The 15,900-nt window shown below is 67.5% G+C and carries 13 protein-coding genes; 8 read left to right on the forward strand and 5 right to left on the reverse strand.

The window, feature by feature from the left end; all coding sequences use genetic code 11:
* Positions 1-28: 28 nt before the first annotated feature.
* The gene (locus MRBLST15_RS07020) at positions 29-2,227 is read right to left on the reverse strand and encodes a TonB-dependent receptor (protein WP_089239755.1); all 2,199 of its coding nucleotides are present in this window, start codon (positions 2,225-2,227) and stop codon (positions 29-31) included.
* A 133-nt stretch (positions 2,228-2,360) separates the two neighbouring features.
* Between MRBLST15_RS07020 and MRBLST15_RS07025 the strand changes: the two genes are divergently transcribed.
* Positions 2,361-2,774, forward strand: coding sequence for a MerC domain-containing protein (locus MRBLST15_RS07025; protein WP_025879338.1), 414 nt, complete (start codon positions 2,361-2,363; stop codon positions 2,772-2,774).
* A 110-nt stretch (positions 2,775-2,884) separates the two neighbouring features.
* On the forward strand, positions 2,885-3,067 hold the full coding sequence (locus tag MRBLST15_RS07030; RefSeq protein ID WP_025879339.1) for a 30S ribosomal protein THX: 183 nt from the start codon (positions 2,885-2,887) through the stop codon (positions 3,065-3,067).
* A 130-nt stretch (positions 3,068-3,197) separates the two neighbouring features.
* Here MRBLST15_RS07030 and MRBLST15_RS07035 read toward each other — a convergent pair whose 3' ends face one another.
* The 3 genes from MRBLST15_RS07035 to MRBLST15_RS07045 form a co-directional block, all read right to left on the reverse strand.
* Positions 3,198-4,457, reverse strand: a complete 1,260-nt coding sequence (locus tag MRBLST15_RS07035) for an ectonucleotide pyrophosphatase/phosphodiesterase (RefSeq protein WP_265953323.1) — start codon at positions 4,455-4,457, stop codon at positions 3,198-3,200.
* A 350-nt stretch (positions 4,458-4,807) separates the two neighbouring features.
* On the reverse strand, positions 4,808-5,299 hold the full coding sequence (locus MRBLST15_RS07040; RefSeq protein ID WP_100551986.1) for a methylated-DNA--[protein]-cysteine S-methyltransferase: 492 nt from the start codon (positions 5,297-5,299) through the stop codon (positions 4,808-4,810).
* Positions 5,296-6,774, reverse strand: coding sequence for a DNA-3-methyladenine glycosylase 2 family protein (locus MRBLST15_RS07045; RefSeq protein WP_367785562.1), 1,479 nt, complete (start codon positions 6,772-6,774; stop codon positions 5,296-5,298). The genes MRBLST15_RS07040 and MRBLST15_RS07045 overlap by 4 nt, the downstream gene beginning before the upstream one ends.
* A 441-nt stretch (positions 6,775-7,215) precedes the next feature.
* Between MRBLST15_RS07045 and MRBLST15_RS07050 the strand changes: the two genes are divergently transcribed.
* The 4 genes from MRBLST15_RS07050 (at position 7,216) to ubiM (ending at position 10,644) form a co-directional block, all read left to right on the forward strand.
* A complete protein-coding gene (locus MRBLST15_RS07050) occupies positions 7,216-8,379 on the forward strand; it encodes a hypothetical protein (RefSeq protein WP_367785563.1) in 1,164 nt (387 codons plus the stop codon).
* Positions 8,380-8,437: 58 nt separating this feature from the next.
* The gene (locus MRBLST15_RS07055) at positions 8,438-8,983 is read left to right on the forward strand and encodes a DUF4019 domain-containing protein (RefSeq protein ID WP_367785564.1); all 546 of its coding nucleotides are present in this window, start codon (positions 8,438-8,440) and stop codon (positions 8,981-8,983) included.
* A gap of 12 nt (positions 8,984-8,995) precedes the next feature.
* On the forward strand, positions 8,996-9,385 hold the full coding sequence (locus tag MRBLST15_RS07060; RefSeq protein WP_108266164.1) for an MAPEG family protein: 390 nt from the start codon (positions 8,996-8,998) through the stop codon (positions 9,383-9,385).
* An 80-nt stretch (positions 9,386-9,465) separates the two neighbouring features.
* Positions 9,466-10,644, forward strand: coding sequence for a 5-demethoxyubiquinol-8 5-hydroxylase UbiM (ubiM, locus tag MRBLST15_RS07065; RefSeq protein ID WP_367785565.1), 1,179 nt, complete (start codon positions 9,466-9,468; stop codon positions 10,642-10,644).
* Between the two features lie 15 nt (positions 10,645-10,659).
* On the opposite strand, the gene MRBLST15_RS07070 is transcribed toward ubiM, so the two are convergent.
* Positions 10,660-10,881, reverse strand: coding sequence for an RNA-binding S4 domain-containing protein (locus tag MRBLST15_RS07070; protein WP_089239773.1), 222 nt, complete (start codon positions 10,879-10,881; stop codon positions 10,660-10,662).
* 269 nt (positions 10,882-11,150) lie between these two features.
* On the opposite strand from MRBLST15_RS07070, the gene MRBLST15_RS07075 reads away from it, so the two are divergent.
* On the forward strand, positions 11,151-13,079 hold the full coding sequence (locus tag MRBLST15_RS07075) for a DEAD/DEAH box helicase (RefSeq protein ID WP_025877722.1): 1,929 nt from the start codon (positions 11,151-11,153) through the stop codon (positions 13,077-13,079).
* A 189-nt stretch (positions 13,080-13,268) separates the two neighbouring features.
* Positions 13,269-15,692, forward strand: a complete 2,424-nt coding sequence (locus tag MRBLST15_RS07080; RefSeq protein WP_367785566.1) for a putative bifunctional diguanylate cyclase/phosphodiesterase — start codon at positions 13,269-13,271, stop codon at positions 15,690-15,692.
* Positions 15,693-15,900: the final 208 nt, after the last annotated feature.

Below are 15,900 nucleotides of genomic sequence, written 5' to 3' on the forward strand. Positions count from 1 at the left end.
CAGGTGATGTTCCGACGGCGCAGGCCGATCAGAAGAACGCGCGGATGCCGAATGCGACACCACGACCCGGCAGCGGCGAGTAATCCTTCAGCAGCGAGGTATGCGGACGCACTTCGCGGTTGGTCAGGTTGCTGCCATCCAGGAACAACTCGTAGCTGTTGCTGTCGCTGCGGTCCCAGCGGTAGGCCAGGTGCGCATCGACCAGGGTGTAGCCGTTGCTCGGCTCCTCGTTCTGCGCAACGTCCTTCTGCCGGCTGTAACGCACCGCGCCCACCGAGGCACGCCAGCCATCCTTCGCCCAGCGCAGGTCGGCGCCGACACGGGCCGGGGCGATGCGCGGCAGGTAACCGGTGTTGGCCAGTTCGACGCTGTAGTTGTGGTTGTGGTCGCCGTGCGGCACGGCGATGTCGAGGGTGCGGCTGCCGTTGCCGTCCAGCTTGGCCTGCACGTAGTCGCCGAACACGCGCAGGTCCCAATCGCCGGCAACGCCTTCGAACAGGTGCACCAGCGCTTCGGCCTCGGCGCCCTTGAACACCGCGTCCTGCTGGGTCCAGGCACGCACCGGCAGGCTCTCGGTCACGCCGGTGTCAGCCAGGTAGATGAAGTCCTTGAACTTGGTCTGATAGATCGCGGCGGAGAAATCGAGGCGTTCGCTGTGGGTGTGGATGCCCAGTTCGATGCGCTGGCCGCGCTCGGTCTTCAGGTTGGCATCACCGATCTCAAGCGAGCGGGTGGCGATGTGTGCACCAGCGGCGTACAGCTCTTCATTGGTCGGTGCGCGCTCGGAGCTGTCCACGCCGATGCGCAGGTCGACGGCATCGTTGAGCTTCCAGATGCCGGCGGCCGACAGGTTGGTGGCATCGAACTTGCGGCGCTGGTAGTCGCCGGTCGGGTCCAGCTTGACCTGGTCGTGTCGACCGCCCAGTTCCAGCTTGAACGGGCCGAACTGCTTTTCCTGCAGCACGAACACGCCGATGTTCTTGGTGCCGGTATCCGGCACGAAGGCTTCTTCGCCCTTCGCGCCGAAATCGCTGTTGCCGACCTGCAGGCCGAAGGCGCCGTCCCAGCCGCCGATCTGCTGCTGCACTGCTTCCAGGCGGCCTTCGATGCCGCGGTTGGTGAAGCGGGTGGACGGCGTGCCGGCTTCCAGTTCCACGTGCTCGTAGTCGGTGTAGGCCACACGCGCGTTGATGTTCTTCAGGAACGACACCGGGTTGTAGATGCCGGCCTTGGTCTCGAAGCGGTTCTGCACCATATCGATGCGCACGTCATGCTCTTCACCTTCCTCCTCCTCGCCATGGTCGTGGTCGTGACCATGGTCGTGGTCATCGCCGTCGGCATGCACATGGGCGCCGTTGGGAATGCCGTAGTTGGTGCGGTAGGTGCTGGCAGAGACGCCGAAGTAGCCGCCTTCGCCCAGCCAGGTGGCGCCGACGCCGCCAGCGCGGGTGCGGATGGAGCTGTTGTCCAGGCGGCCGCGACGCGGCTCTTCACCTTCCTCGCCTGCGTGGTCGTGGTCATCGTGGTGATCTTCCAGGCCGTCGATCACCGCGTAGCCGGGAATGCGGAAGTCGTCGCCATTGCGCACCAGGCCATCCACGTGCAGCACGACGTTGCCGCTCACACCGTCAAGGCGGAACATGCCGCTGCGTTCGTCGTTCACCGAGTTGCCGCGCAGTTCGGCGCGGCCGCTGAGCGGACGGTCCGGCAGTTCGCGCGCGATGCGGCCATCGACCACGTTCACCGCGCCGCCGATCGCGCCGCTGCCGAACAGCAGGGTCGCAGGGCCCTTCAGCACTTCGATCTGGTCGGCCAGGAACGGTTCGATGCTGGTGGCGTGGTCGGCGCTGACGGTGGAGGCATCCATGTTGCCCATGCCGTTGGACAGCACGGCCACGCGCGGGCCTTCCTGGCCGCGGATGATCGGGCGGCCGACACCGGGGCCGAAGAAGGTGCTCTGCACGCCGGGCAGCTTGGCGACGGTGTCGCCGAGGGTGCCGGCCTTCTGCTCATCCAGGCGCTCACCGGCCAGCACTTCAACCGGGCGTGCCAGCGATTCGGCATCACCCTGCAGCGGCGACGCCGTGACCTGCACCGAGGACAACTCGGTCAGGTGGCGGTCACGATGCGAATCATCGTCGGAGGCTGCAAAGGCGACGGAGGGCAGCAGCGCAGCGAGCGCCAGGGCCAGGGAATGCGGCTTGAAACGAGGGTGGTGGGAGGGCATGGGTGGTCCTTTGTTACAATGTATCAATCGGGTGGCGCACGAATCCCGTCGGCGGGACAGGGGGAGGGAAACCGTGCGGGTCGGGAAACGATGTTATATTATTCCATAACGATTCGCCGCCCTGCTGGAAGTCATGCCTTTGCCCTCACGCCTGCGCCACCTGCTCGATCGCTTCGGCGCCACCGGTTCGATGCTGTGCGCGGTGCATTGCGCGGTGATTCCGCTGCTGCTGGCAGCGGCGCCTTCACTGGGCCTGTCTTTCTGGCTCAGTGATGGCGTGGAAAAAGCGCTGGTGGTGTTCGTGACCCTGCTGGGCTTGTTCAGTCTGGTCTGGGGCTATCGGCGGCACGGCGCGCTGCGTGCGCTGGCGTTCCTGATTCCCGGCCTGGTCGCTCTGTGGGCCGGCGTGCTCTACGACCCGCTGCACCACAACGCGGTGCCGCACGCGGTGGTGATGACCCTGGGCGGGCTGCTGGTCGGCATCGCGCACCTGGTCAACCTGCGCCTGAACCACGGCCACGTACATGACGCCAGCTGCGCGCACTAGGTGCTCCGTGGTAGGCTTTCCGATCGTGCGCGGGGGCGCCCAGCAAGGCGGCCCCGCCGAACCCGTGTCAGTACGGGGTAACCAGATTTCACATTTGAGGAGTTGAAGACATGGGTAAGGGTGACCGCAAGACCGCCAAGGGCAAGCGCTACAACGCCAGCTACGGCAACGCCCGTTCGCACACCGCGAGCAAGGTCGCCGTAGGCGCCGCTGCCCCGGTTGCCAAGAAGACCGTGGCCAAGGCTCCGGCGAAGAAGGCTGTGGCCAAGAAGGCAGTGGCCAAGGCCGGCTGATCCGCCGACCGACCGGTCCAAAGAAAACGCGGCGCTCGGCGCCGCGTTTTTTTTTGCCCATTTTTGTAGAGCCGAGCCCATGCTCGGCTGGCGCAATGCAGCCGAGCGTGGGCTCGGCTCTACAACGTATTCAACGCAGGGTCTGCTTCAGCGCTTCCGGATTGCCATCGTTCGGCGCTTCCGGCACCTGCAGCAGGTGCGCCAGCAGCGGATAGAGGTCGACGTTGTCGAAACCGTCGATCACCATGCCTTGCTGGAATGAAGGGCCACGAGCCACGAACACTGCGCGCATCGACGGCAACGCGTTGTCGTAACCATGCGAGCCGCGATCGGCATGCTCGCGCTTGGCGATCTTCTCGCGTGTCAGCGCGTCCCAGCCCTCATCCATCTGGCAGACGATTGCCGGCACGCGCGGATGGGTGCCGTAGTGCCAGCGCGCCGGCAGGTTTTCCTTCTTCCAGCATTCGTAGTGGGCATGACGGCCGAGCAGCGCACGCTCGGCCTCTGCCTCACGTCCCGCCACCGGCGCGAAGCCGACCGACTGGCCCGGACTGACGTTGCGCGCGATGCTGGGATCAACCATCGATTCGAGGGCGATCACCTGGCCCTCCGGCACCGACGCCATGCCATGGTCGGAGACCACGATCACGTTGGTGGTATCGGTCAGGCCGTGCTGCTGCAGGCCATCAAGCACCTGGCCGATGATCCCGTCGGCTTGCACGATCGCATCGGTGTACTGCCTGGAGTCCGGCCCAAAGTTGTGGCCGGCCTTGTCCACGTGTTCCATGTACAGCGTGGTCAGGCGCGGGGCATCGGCATCGGTCTGCGACAGCCAGTCGAGCACGGTCTGCGCGCGCTGTTGCAAGGGTTCCTTGGCGTTGTAGATGCGCCACTGGCTGGGCCGCGTGCCCTGGATCTCGGCTTCGCTGCCCGGCCATGAGGTGGTGGCGGTGCGCACGCCGACCTTCTCGGCACCCACCCAGATCGGTTCGCCACCCCACCATCCGCTGGTGGTCACCGCAGTGCGGTCGTGCAGCGCGAAGCGCCCCAGCTCAGCGTCATCCATGCTGTTGTTGATGATGCCGTGGTGGTCCGGACGCAGGCCGGTGACCAGCGTGTAGTGATTGGGGAAGGTGAGTGACGGATAGGAAGGCGTCATCCAGCGCGCACGCACACCACCGTCGATGATCCGCTGCAGGTTCGGGGTGAGGCCGCGATCCAGCGCATCGGCGCGCAGGCCGTCGATGGAGATCAGCAACAGCTTCGGCGGCGTGGCCGGGGGCGCGTTCGTGCCGCTTGTCGCAGCGGTTGTCGAAGGCGAGGGCGTGGTGGTGCAGGCGGCCAGGGGCAGCAGCAGCGCCAACGTGCAGATCAGGCGTACGGATGTCATCCGCCCATGATAATCCGCAGCGATGACGTGCCAAAGACACGTGGCGCCCTTGGGCGGCGCGTGTCCACGCATTCTTCCTGTTCCCCGCGACAGATTACGGATGCTTCCATCCACGCATGGCGTGGATCTACTGGCCACCGGGAACGTGTCAGGGGTGGGATGGATCGGGTATGCAGGACCGTTGGCGCCATGGATGGCGCCATCGAGCCCCCATGGACGGGTTTACGGCGTGTCCTGCATACCCGATCCATCCCGCCCAAACCTCAGTCAATACAGAGCCGGCTGTTGCTTGGGCTGTTGCAGTTGCTCTGGCTTGCAGCGGGTGCCGGGCGCAGCCCGGCCAGCAAACCTTACGCAAACAACGGCGCCTGCCGCTGCTCCAGCCGCAGCAATGCCGCCTTGGTTTCCAGGCCGCCACCGAAGCCCGTCAGCGTACCGTTGCTGCCGATCACGCGATGGCAGGGCAGCACGATCGGCAACGGATTACGACCATTGGCCGCGCCGACCGCACGGGTCGCTGTCGGCTGGCCCAACTGCTGAGCCAGCTGCAGGTAACTCCAGGTCTGGCCGAAGGGGATCAACGCCAGCGCATGCCACACGCGTAGCTGGAACGGCGTGCCATGCGGTGCCAGCACCAGGTCGAAATCGCTGCGCTCACCATGCAGGTACTGCAGCAACTGTTCGCGCGCCTCCGGCAGCGCACCGGGCGCGTAATGCCAGTGCTCGCGGCCACGCGCAGGATGGCGGTTTTCCGGGAACAGAACGTGGGCCAGGCCATTGTCATCCCCGGCGATGGTCAGTTCACCGATCGGTGTGTCGAAGCGATCGAACAACAGGTTCATGAGGGTTCTCCAACGAAAGTGCCGGACAGGTGCCACAGATGCAGCACGGCATAGGCGCGCCATGGGCGCCATGATTGCGAACGGGTCTCGGTGGCGCGTTCGCTGAGGCGCTGGCCCTGCGCGTGGCCCAGCACCTGCTGCAGCACCAGGTCACCGGCGGGGAAGGCATCAGGCTGGCCGAGCCCGCGCAGGGCAATGTACTGCGCCGTCCACGGGCCGATGCCGGGCAGGGCCACGCAGCGGGCGACGAATTCCTCCAGTGCCTGCCCCGGCCCGAAGTCGAGCTGGCCGCTGGCGCAGGCTGCGGCGAGGGCGCGCACGGTGGCGGCGCGGCTGCGTGGCAGGCCGATCGATTCCAGCGGCGCGTCGGCCAGTACGTCCGGCGCTGGAAACTGACGGTCGAATTCGGACGGCATGCCCGGCAGGTGCGCACCGTAGGCATCGACCAACCGGCGCGCGAAGGTGGTTGCCGCCGCCACGCTGACCTGCTGGCCCAGCACCGCGCGCACGCCCACCTCGAAGCCGTCCCAGCCGCCCGGCACGCGCAACCCGGGACGCTCGTCGATGCCACGTGCCAGCAGGGGTTCGTCGCCCAGTGCTGCGTGCACCTGCTGCAGGTCGGCATCCAGGTCGAACACGCGACGCACGCGGCGCACGATGTCCGGAATCAGGCGTGGGTCGACCGCGCCCAGTTGCAGGCGCAGCTCGGGCCGCTTCGGGTCGGCGGTGACGCGCAGCAGAGCGGGGCGCTCGGCTGTGCCCAACACGCGCTGGTAACTGTCTTCCCCGATCAGTTCGATGCCGGGCAGGCTGCGCTTGCGCAGGAAGGCCAGCATGCGGGGGAAATCCAGCGGCGGTCGATAGCCCAGGCGCAGCACCAGCCCGCCATCGTCGGCGGCCAGGGGATGGTGTTGGCGGCGCAGTACGGTAGGCGCCATGCCGCAGCCCTGCAGGAATGCCGTATTGAAGCGGCGCAGGCTGTTGTAACCAGCGGCCAGTGCCACGTCGGTCACCGGCAGCGTGGTTTCGGTCAGCAGCTGCTTGGCCAGCAGCAGGCGATGGGTTGCGTGGATCTGCCCTGGCGTTGCGCCCACGCGTTCGACGAACAGGCGTTGCAGCTGGCGTGCGCTGAGGCCGATCTTTCCCGCCAGGTCAGCCACCGGCTGGTCCTGCAGGAAGCCAGCATGGATCAGCGCCAGGGCACGCTGCACGGCCTGTCCGGCCAGCGCCTGTTGTGCCAGCGGGGCGAGCTCGGGGCGACAGCGCAGGCAGGGGCGATAGCCGGCGGACGCAGCGGCCGCTGCCGTGGGGAAATAGGTGATGTTGCGCGGCTTCGGTGGTGGCGCCGGGCACACCGGTCGGCAGTAGATGCCGGTGCTGCGCACGGCGGTGAAGAATACGCCGTCGAAGCGCGCATCACGGGCCAGGCGGGCGCGGTCGCAGGCGGCGGTATCGAGGGCGAGGGCGGTATCCATGGCGCCAGTCTAGGCGCGTCCGGGGGACAGTACTCGCCATATTCGGACATGGATGCTGGGGGAGGTCGGCCGGGCTGCGCCCGGCACCCGCGGGGGGCAACGGCAACGTCAACGGCAAAAGCTGGGCTGCTGAGGGATGGCGAGGTGGGTCCGGTTGCGGGGGACGCTGCAAGTACGTCCATGTAAGCTCGGTCGCCGCATCCATGCGGCTCACGCCCCCGCAACCGGACCCACCCCGCCTTCGACAGGTTCACGCGGCTGTTGGTGGGTGTCGACCTTGGTCGACACACGTATCCACGGCATGCGTGGATGGGATGTGGGACGACGCTGGAACGGGAAATAGCAGGGTCTGGGGGTCAGAAGCGGTTCAGTGGCGCGCGCTGAATGCGCGGCAGGGGCAGGTAGACTGTGGTTCTTACCTGTCCGAATTCTGGTTGCCCGATGTCCGCCAAACTCCGCTGGTTGCCCCTGTTGTGCCTGGCCCTGGCGGGCTGCAGTCAGTTGGAGAATCCCGGCAACGTCACCGCCGCCGACAAGGCCACGCGTGCTCCGGCCAGCGATGGCGAAAACATGGTCTCGATCAACGCCGCCGATGCGCCGCCGCCGCCGGCACAGGCACGCAGCAGTGCCGACCGGCCCTGGCCGCAGATCCAACTGGACAATGGCAAGGCGTGGATCAGCTGCAGCACCGACTACGCCGGCGAGGGCGGCGATGGCCTCGAGCTGGAAGGGCTGCAGCGCGAACAGTTGAAGCAGGCCCTGGCGCCGTGTGCCGAGCGTGGCCTGCTGCGCGTGCGCTACAACGGCAAGATCAACCCCGGGTTTGCCGAGATGATGTGGCGGCTGGCCGTGGTCGCCGACGAGCTGCAGATCCACAAGCGCATCCTGGATCTGGATTCCAGCGGTGGCCAGGTGGAATCGGCCATCGTTGCCGGCGACAGCATCGGCGAATCCGGCTGGACCATCTGGGTGCGCGAGGGCTCGATCTGCCACAGCGCCTGCGTGTTCGTGCTGGCTGCCGGCGACAACCGGTTGTTGACCGGCAAGGTCGGCATCCACCGCATGATGCGCATCAGTTCCAAGGCCACTTCGCGCGCGGAACTCAACCGCGAGCTGCACGAGGTCTATGACAACGTGAAGGATTATCTGCAGCGCAATGGTGTGGCGGTGGGTGTGGCCGACCTGATGATGACCGTGCCCAACCGCAGCCTGCGCCTGCTGACGGCCGAAGAGCTTCGCCAGTACGGCCTGGACGGGACCAACGCCGTGCAGGACGACCTGGAGCGGATCAAGCAGATGCGTACCTGCGGCGACGACTTCGTGCAGCGCAAGGATGCGTTCCTGGTGGCGTTCGACCAGCAGTGCAAGCGCGACGGTGCCGACATGGAATCGATCAACAGCTGTGGCCAGTCGCTGAAGCAGCGTTTCGGCTTCCCCGACCCGGTGTGCCCGGAGGAAAGCCCGCTGTCGGAGATCGACGTGGCTACGCTGCCCCCGGCACCGCCGGAGCAGCCGCCGGTGGCCGAGCAGCTGCCCGCGGCATCGGCGGCACCGGCGGCGCAGGCCGAGGCGGGCGCGGTGGAAGGCAGCGTCCAGGCGCGCTGACGGTCCACTCACTGCGCTGGCGTAGACTGCGGTTCTTTCCATCGAACCGGCGGTGTCCATGAAGCGCGTGCTCCTGCTGCTGTCCCTGTTGCCCCTGGCTGCACTGGCCCAAACGCCGGCGCCGGCCACGCCCGCACCGGCCCCGGCTCGCCCCGCGCCGAGCGCATCGACGGCCGCGAAGCCGGCCACTGCTGCCGCGCCGGCGTTGAGCCCGGCCCAGCAGGCGCAGGTGCAGAAACAGGACGCGGAAATGGGCAGTGCCGCATTGAAGGCCGCGCAACTGGTCGACGCCAATCGGGCCGGTGAGCTGTGGGACGGCGCCTCGGCGGTTGCCCGCCGCGCAGTGCCCAAGGCGGCCTTCGTCAGCCAGCTTGCGGCGGACCGCACGCGTCTGGGCGCGATGGCCGGCCGTGGTCAGCCGACCATCACGCGGGTCAAGTACGCTGCCGGCGCCGCCGTGCCCGAAGGCCTGTACATCAACGTCAGCTTCCCGACCCGCTTCGCCAACAGCGCGCAGCCGGTGCGCGAGCTGGTGTCGTTCCGCTTCGACGAAGACCAGACCTGGCGCCTGGCCGGTTACAGCCTGCGTGCATCCAGTCCCTGACGGAGATCGACGATGGCCACCGAACTGACGATGCTGGCGTGGGCAATGCTGCTGGGCTTCGTCTACATCTTCGCCGCCTCCACCGTGGTCACCCGCGAGCGCGGGATGAAGTGGAACGCCTCGGCACGCGACGACTCGTCCAAGCCGCTGAGCCCGCTGGCGGGCCGGCTGCAGCGGGCACAGTCCAACTTCTTCGAGACCTTCCCGTTCTTCGCTGCCGCTGCGATCGCGGTGGTGGTGGCCGGGCGTGGCAGCGACACCACCGCGCTGGCGGCGCAGGTCTACTTCTGGGCGCGGGTGGTGTACCTGCCGCTGTACGCGGCCGGCATTCCCTACGTGCGCAGCCTGGTCTGGCTGGTATCGATCCTCGCGATCCTGGCGCTGGTATTTGCGTTGCTGTGACGCGTAGCTGATCCAAATCAAGGCCGGTCAGGCACGCGGCGCTATGCTGGCCGCGACTGGATCAACGGCAGGAGGCGCGCATGCGCAGGATGGACGTGGTGGTGGTCGGTGCCGGACCGGCCGGGTTGTGCTTTGCGCGCGCGCTGGCGGGTACTGGCCTGCAGGTCGGGCTGGTCGAGGCGCAGCCGCGCCAGGCCTTGGCCGAGGCCGCGTTCGATGGCCGTGAAATCGCCCTGACCCATGCGTCGCGGCAGAGCCTGGAACAGCTGGGCCTGTGGCAGCGCCTGCCCGAAACCGAGGTTGCCGAGCTGCGCGATGCGCGGGTGATGAACGGCGGGTCGCCATTCGCGCTGACCTTCGCCAGCAGCCAGGTCGATGGCCAGCCGCTGGGCTGGCTGGTGCCCAACCATCTGATCCGCCGCGCGGCCTGGCAGGCGGTGCAGGGCCAGGACGGGCTGGAGCTGTTCGATGGCCGCAAGGTGCAGGCGGTGCGGGCCGACAGCCAGGGCCACGTGGTGCGCCTGGATGATGGCAGCGAACTGCACGCGCGCCTGCTGGTGTGCGCCGACAGCCGCTTCTCCGGCACCCGCCGCATGCTCGGCATCGGTGCGCAGATGCGTGACTTCGGCAAGTCGATGCTGGTGTGCCGCATGCAGGTCGAGCGCGATCATCACCACACGGCGTGGGAGTGGTTCGGCTATGGCCGCACCATGGCACTGCTGCCGCTCAACGAAGGCCAGGCATCGGCGGTGATCACCCTGCCGCCGCGGCAGATCGAAGAACTGCTGGCGATGGATGAGATCGCGTTCGGGGACGCGATCAGCGGCTTCTTCGAGCACCGGCTGGGACGCATGCAGCCGGTGGCGACGCCGCAGGCCTATCCCCTGGTCGGGGTGTATGCGCACCGCTTTGTCGGCGAACGTTCGGCGTTGATTGGTGATGCCGCGGTGGGCATGCACCCGGTCACCGCGCATGGTTTCAATCTGGGCCTGGCCAGCGCACAGCGTCTGGCGCAGGGCATCGCCGAGCAGCAGCGGCGCGGGGCGGACATCGCCGCCGCCGGCATGCTGGGCAGCTACCAGCGCGGACATCGGCTGTCAGCGCGCCCGCTGTATGAGGCGACCAATGCGATCGCCAGCCTGTATACCGATGACCGCCGGCCGGCGCGCCTGTTGCGTGCGGCCGGGTTGCGGGTGGCGCAGGGGGTGGCGCCGTTCCGGCAGCTGATTGCCGCGCACCTGACCCAGCGCGTGGCCTGACGGCCGCGCGGTGATTCAAACGGCGGCCAGCACCCGGATCTGGCTGTCGTTGAACTCGACCACCTGGCCTGCGCGGATCTTGCAGGCCTTGCGCAGCTCGACCTCGCCATCGACCAGCACCAGGCCTTCGCTGATGACCATCTTGGCTTCGCCACCGCTGGTGACCAGGTCGGCCAGCTTGAGCAACTGCTTGAGTTCGACGTAGTCGCCGTCGAGGTCGAATTCGAGGATCTGCATGGAACGGGGTTTCCTGGGGCAGGCGCTGCAGGACAGGGCCCGCAGCGGTAAAATGGGCGTCTATTGTGCGCCACGGCGGGCCGTAACGGCATGCCGATGGTTTCCTGTACACCATGTTCAGGAACAGTGCGGTATCATTCCGCTCTGAGCGAGTGAAACCTCAGCTTCAACCGAGCAGCGCCAGGGCACGCGATAAGAAGGGCGCCCAAAGCGCGGAATCCCCCTTTTTTTCGCCTGCCATGCTCGTGGCAGTGCCTTCGGAGTTCCCCATGTCCCAAGAAACCCAAGCGCAGCTGCAGTTCGCGCAGCTCGGCCTGTCCGATTCTGTCATGCAGGCTGTCACTGCCATCGGCTACGAAACGCCGTCGCCGATCCAGGCTGCCACCATCCCGGCGATGCTGGAAGGCCGCGACGTGCTGGGCCAGGCCCAGACCGGTACCGGCAAGACCGCAGCCTTCGCGCTGCCGGTGCTGTCCAACATCGACCTGCAGCAGATCAAGCCGCAGGCCCTGGTGCTGGCCCCGACCCGCGAGCTGGCCATCCAGGTTGCCGAGGCGTTTCAGTCCTATTCCTCGAAGATCCCCGGCTTCCGCGTGCTGCCGGTGTACGGCGGCCAGCCTTACGGCCAGCAGCTGACGGCCCTGCGCCGCGGCGTGCACATCGTGGTCGGTACCCCCGGCCGCGTCATCGACCATCTGAACCGCAGCACGCTGGACCTGTCCGAGCTGAAGACGCTGGTGCTGGACGAAGCCGATGAAATGCTGCGCATGGGCTTCATCGACGACGTCGAAGCGGTGCTGAAGAAGCTGCCGGAGAAGCGCCAGGTGGCGCTGTTCTCGGCGACCATGCCGCCGGCCATCCGTCGTATCGCGCAGACCTACCTGAAGGACCCTGTCGAAGTCACCATCGCGACCAAGACCACCACTTCGGCCAACATCCGCCAGCGCTACTGGTGGGTGAGCGGCATGCACAAGCTGGACGCGCTGACCCGCATCCTGGAAGTCGAGCCGTTCGACGCGATGATCGTCTTCGCGCGCACCAAGGCCGGCACCGAGGAACTGGCCAGCAAGCTGCAGGCCCGTGGCCTGGCCGCTGCCGCCATCAACGGTGACATGCAGCAGGCCCAGCGTGAGCGCACCATCGCCATGCTGAAGGAAGGCAAGCTGGACATCCTCGTCGCCACCGACGTGGCCGCCCGTGGCCTGGACGTGGAACGCATCAGCCACGTGCTGAACTACGACATTCCGTACGACACCGAAAGCTACGTGCACCGTATCGGCCGTACCGGCCGTGCCGGCCGCAGCGGTGAAGCGATCCTGTTCGCCACCCCGCGCGAAAAGGGCATGCTGCGCCAGATCGAGCGTGCGACCCGCCAGCCGATCGAAGAAATGCAGCTGCCGAGCGTGGAAGCGGTCAACGACAACCGTATCAACAAGTTCACCTCGCGCATCACCGAGACCCTGGGCCAGGGCGGCCTGGACTTCTACCGCCAGCTGCTGGAGCGTTTCGAATCCGAGCAGAACGTGCCGGCCATCGAAGTGGCCGCCGCACTGGCCAAGATGATGCAGGGCGATACCCCGTTCCTGCTGCAGCCGCCGGTGCGTGCACCGCGCGAAGAGCGCGCGCCGCGTGAGCGTTTCGAGCGCACTGAGCGTCCGGAACGTGGCGACCGCAACGAGCGCGGCCCGCGCTTCGAGCGTGGCCCGCGTCGTGACGATGCCGAGGGTGGCTTCGAGCAGCGCCCGCGCCGTGACGTGCCGCCGCGTGGTGCACCGGAGCAGGGCATGGAGACCTACCGCATCTCGGTCGGCCACCAGCATGGCGTGAAGCCGGCCAACATCGTCGGTGCCATCGCCAACGAAGCCGGCCTGGAAAGCCGCTTCATCGGTCGTATCGACATCCACGACGACTTCTCGCTGCTGGATCTGCCGGCGCAGATGCCGTCGGACGTGCTGACCCACCTGCAGAAGGTGTGGGTGTCCGGCCAGCAGCTGCAGATGCGCCCGTTGGCCGCTGGTGAAGAGGTCAATCCGGCGCCGCGTCCGTTCAAGCCGCGCTTCGACAAGCGTGGTCCGGGCGGTCCGGGTGGCCCGGGTGCTCCGCGTCGCAGTGGTCCGGGTGGCCCCGGCGGCGACCGCGACAGCCGTCCGCCGCGTCGTGATGGCTTCAACAAGCCGCGCGGCCCGCGCAGCTTCTAAGCCGCACTGAAGTAGATGAACAACGCCAGCCTCCGGGCTGGCGTTGTCGTTTGCAGGACGTCCAGGTCGGCCCGGCCACCGCTGCCGATCACCGGCCGGGTCCGGTTTCGCATGGCCCACACATCCCCGGTTCTAGGCTGGCCCGGTTCCGTAGGAGATTGTCACCGCAGCACATTCGGGGGATCCAGGATGGGTAGAAGTGGCATGGACCAACAGCGCCGACGGGTACCGATGACCCGCGGGCTGGGACTGCGATTTGCGCTGTTGACGGGCATGGCGATCGGACTGGTCGCGCTGTCGGCCGTGATCCAGGAGCTGCAGGCGGCATCGACCGCGTGGATCGCAGGGCAGGGCTACTGGTCGCGGGGGCAGCAGGATGCCACCGCAGCGCTCAGCCGTTACTTGGCGCGTGGCCATCTGCAGGATCTGCAGGATGCCCAACGGGCACTGCAGGTTCCGCTGGGTGACCTGCAGGCCCGCAAGGCGCTGGAGCAACCCGAGCCGGACGAGGCGACAGCCCGCGCCGGCTTCCTGCGTGGGGGCAATGCCCGCGCGGACATTCCTCGGCTGATCTTCTCGTTCCGCCATGCACGCAATGTCGGTGCCTTCCGAGAGGCCACCTGGTTGTGGCGGCAGACCGACGCGGACCTGTTGGCCATGCAGGCGCTGGCGGAGGAACTGCAACGCCGCCATGGCACAGGACCGTTGGACGGGGCAGCCGTGGATGGATACCTGCAGCGGCTGCGCGGCATCGACCACCAGCTGCGCGCGCAGGCGCAGGCGTTCTCGCAGGCGCTGCTGCGCATGGCCCGCGCGGTGCGCATCGCGACCCTGGCCGTAGGCGGCCTGTCGGTGCTGCTGATCAGCCTGATGGCGGTTGCCCTGGCCCGCCGGGTCGGCAAGGACCTGACCGAGCATGAGAGCCGGTTCCGGGCGGCCTTCTACCAGGCCAACGTCGGCATGCTCAAGCTGGACGCCGCCGGCCGGGTGGTGGAGGCCAACCAGGCGATGGCCGACATCCTCGACCATCGCCGGGACGTGCTGCTGCAGATGTCGTTGACCGACCTGCTGATGGAAGGCGAGCTGGTGATCGATGAGGTGGGCCGTATCGACTGGGACCGCCAGCTGCGCCCGGGCGAACTGCGCTTCCGGCGTCGCGACGGCAGCCTGGTGTGGGGGCGTTGGAGTGGTACCGGCGTGCGCACCGCCGATGGCCGCCTGTCGGTGTTCGCAATCGTCGAGGATGTCAGCCAGAACCATGCCCTGGCGCGCGAGATCGAGCACCATGCCAGCCACGATCCCCTGACGGGCCTGATCAATCGCCGGGAGATCGAGCGCCTGCTGGAGAAGTCGCTGCTGCAGGTCCGCACCGACGGTGGAACCCACGCACTGGGCTACATCAACCTGGACCACTTCAAGCTGGTCAACGACAGCTTCGGCCACGCGGCGGGCGACCAGATGCTGCGCAGCTTCGCCGAGTACCTGGTCGGCGCGGTGCGCGATGGCGACTGGGTGGGCCGCCTGGGCGCGGACGAGTTCGCGGTGTTCCTTGCGCGCGCCAACCAGGACGAAGCCAAGCGGGTATTGCAACGGTTGATCCGCAACCTCGGGCAGGCCACGTTCCCGGTCAGTGAGGGCAGCCCGCAGCTGAGCTGCAGCGTGGGCGTGGTCGAAGTGACGGCCGAAGCACAGGACGCGAACTGGTTGATGAGCGCCGCCGACAGTGCCTGCTATGCAGCCAAGCAGGCCGGCCGCAACCGCGTGCATTGCTTCAACGAAAACCGGCTGGCCCTGGAAGAACGACGGCTGGAGGCCGAGCGCCTGCAGCGGGTCAGCCGTGCCATGGCCGAGAACCGGATGCTGTTGTATGCGCAGCGCATCGCCAAGGTGGGCGATCCGTCCTACCTGCACTACGAAGTGCTGGTGCGCATGCGTGACAGCGACGGCGTGCTGCACCTGCCGGGCCAGTTCATGCCGGCGGTGGAGCGCTACGGCATGGCGGTGGTGCTGGACCGGCACGTGCTCGGCCTGTTGTTCCGCCACCTGCAGGTGTGCCCGGCGCACGTACGCCAGCTGGGCCTGTGCAATGTCAATGTGTCGGCGCAGTCGATCGCCGAGCCGGGATTCCTGGCGTTCGTCTGCGACCTGCTGGAGCGCAACCGTGCGCTGGCGTCCAAGCTCTGCTTCGAGATCACCGAAACCGCGGCAATCGGCAACCTGAGCCAGGCACGTGCCTTCATCGACGCGGTCAAGGCGCGCGGATGCCGGGTGGCGCTGGATGATTTCGGCTCGGGCCTGTCCTCGTTCGGCTACCTGCGGCAGCTGCCGGCGGACATGTTGAAGATCGATGGGGCCTTCGTGCGTGACATGGATACCGATCCGGTCAGCCGTGCCAGCGTGCGTGCGATCAGCGAGCTGGGCCGCGAACTGCAGATGGAGGTGGTGGCCGAGTGGGTGGAGACCATTGAAGTGGCCGAGGCGCTGGCCGGGATGGGGGTGCAGGGCCTGCAGGGCTATGCCATCGAACGGCCGCAGCCGCTGGAGCGGTTGACCCTGGCCGATCTGCGGCCGATGCGGTTGGCCGGCACGCAGGGGCCATCGGCTGCCGGCTGAAAGTGCTGCGGCCGGGCTGCGCCCGGCACCCGCTGTGGTGCCGGCCGCTGGCCGGCAACCTCAACCTCAACAGCAACAGCAACAGCAACAGCAACAGCAACAGCGGGGTTCTGGGGGGATGGCGGGGTGGGTCCGGTTGCGGGGGACGCCGTAAACCCATCCCTGGGGGCTTGGCCGCGGCATCCATGCCGCGGACACCCCCGCAACC

The organism is Stenotrophomonas sp. LST15-1-1.1 (genome assembly GCF_040815575.1).
Lineage (GTDB): Bacteria > Pseudomonadota > Gammaproteobacteria > Xanthomonadales > Xanthomonadaceae > Stenotrophomonas > Stenotrophomonas lactitubi_B.

Excerpts from the sequence above, each read along its gene's own strand:
- MRBLST15_RS07070 (WP_089239773.1), bottom strand. The coding sequence starts at position 10,881 with ATGCAGATCCTCGAATTCGACCTCGACGGCGACTACGTCGAACTCAAG.
- MRBLST15_RS07075 (WP_025877722.1), top strand. The coding sequence starts at position 11,151 with ATGTCCCAAGAAACCCAAGCGCAGCTGCAGTTCGCGCAGCTCGGCCTG.
- MRBLST15_RS07060 (WP_108266164.1), top strand. The coding sequence starts at position 8,996 with ATGGCCACCGAACTGACGATGCTGGCGTGGGCAATGCTGCTGGGCTTC.
- MRBLST15_RS07020 (WP_089239755.1), bottom strand. The coding sequence starts at position 2,227 with ATGCCCTCCCACCACCCTCGTTTCAAGCCGCATTCCCTGGCCCTGGCG.
- MRBLST15_RS07025 (WP_025879338.1), top strand. The coding sequence starts at position 2,361 with ATGCCTTTGCCCTCACGCCTGCGCCACCTGCTCGATCGCTTCGGCGCC.
- MRBLST15_RS07030 (WP_025879339.1), top strand. The coding sequence starts at position 2,885 with ATGGGTAAGGGTGACCGCAAGACCGCCAAGGGCAAGCGCTACAACGCC.
- MRBLST15_RS07080 (WP_367785566.1), top strand. The coding sequence starts at position 13,269 with ATGGGTAGAAGTGGCATGGACCAACAGCGCCGACGGGTACCGATGACC.
- ubiM (WP_367785565.1), top strand. The coding sequence starts at position 9,466 with ATGCGCAGGATGGACGTGGTGGTGGTCGGTGCCGGACCGGCCGGGTTG.
- MRBLST15_RS07040 (WP_100551986.1), bottom strand. The coding sequence starts at position 5,299 with ATGAACCTGTTGTTCGATCGCTTCGACACACCGATCGGTGAACTGACC.
- MRBLST15_RS07055 (WP_367785564.1), top strand. The coding sequence starts at position 8,438 with ATGAAGCGCGTGCTCCTGCTGCTGTCCCTGTTGCCCCTGGCTGCACTG.
- MRBLST15_RS07045 (WP_367785562.1), bottom strand. The coding sequence starts at position 6,774 with ATGGATACCGCCCTCGCCCTCGATACCGCCGCCTGCGACCGCGCCCGC.
- MRBLST15_RS07035 (WP_265953323.1), bottom strand. The coding sequence starts at position 4,457 with ATGACATCCGTACGCCTGATCTGCACGTTGGCGCTGCTGCTGCCCCTG.
- MRBLST15_RS07050 (WP_367785563.1), top strand. The coding sequence starts at position 7,216 with ATGTCCGCCAAACTCCGCTGGTTGCCCCTGTTGTGCCTGGCCCTGGCG.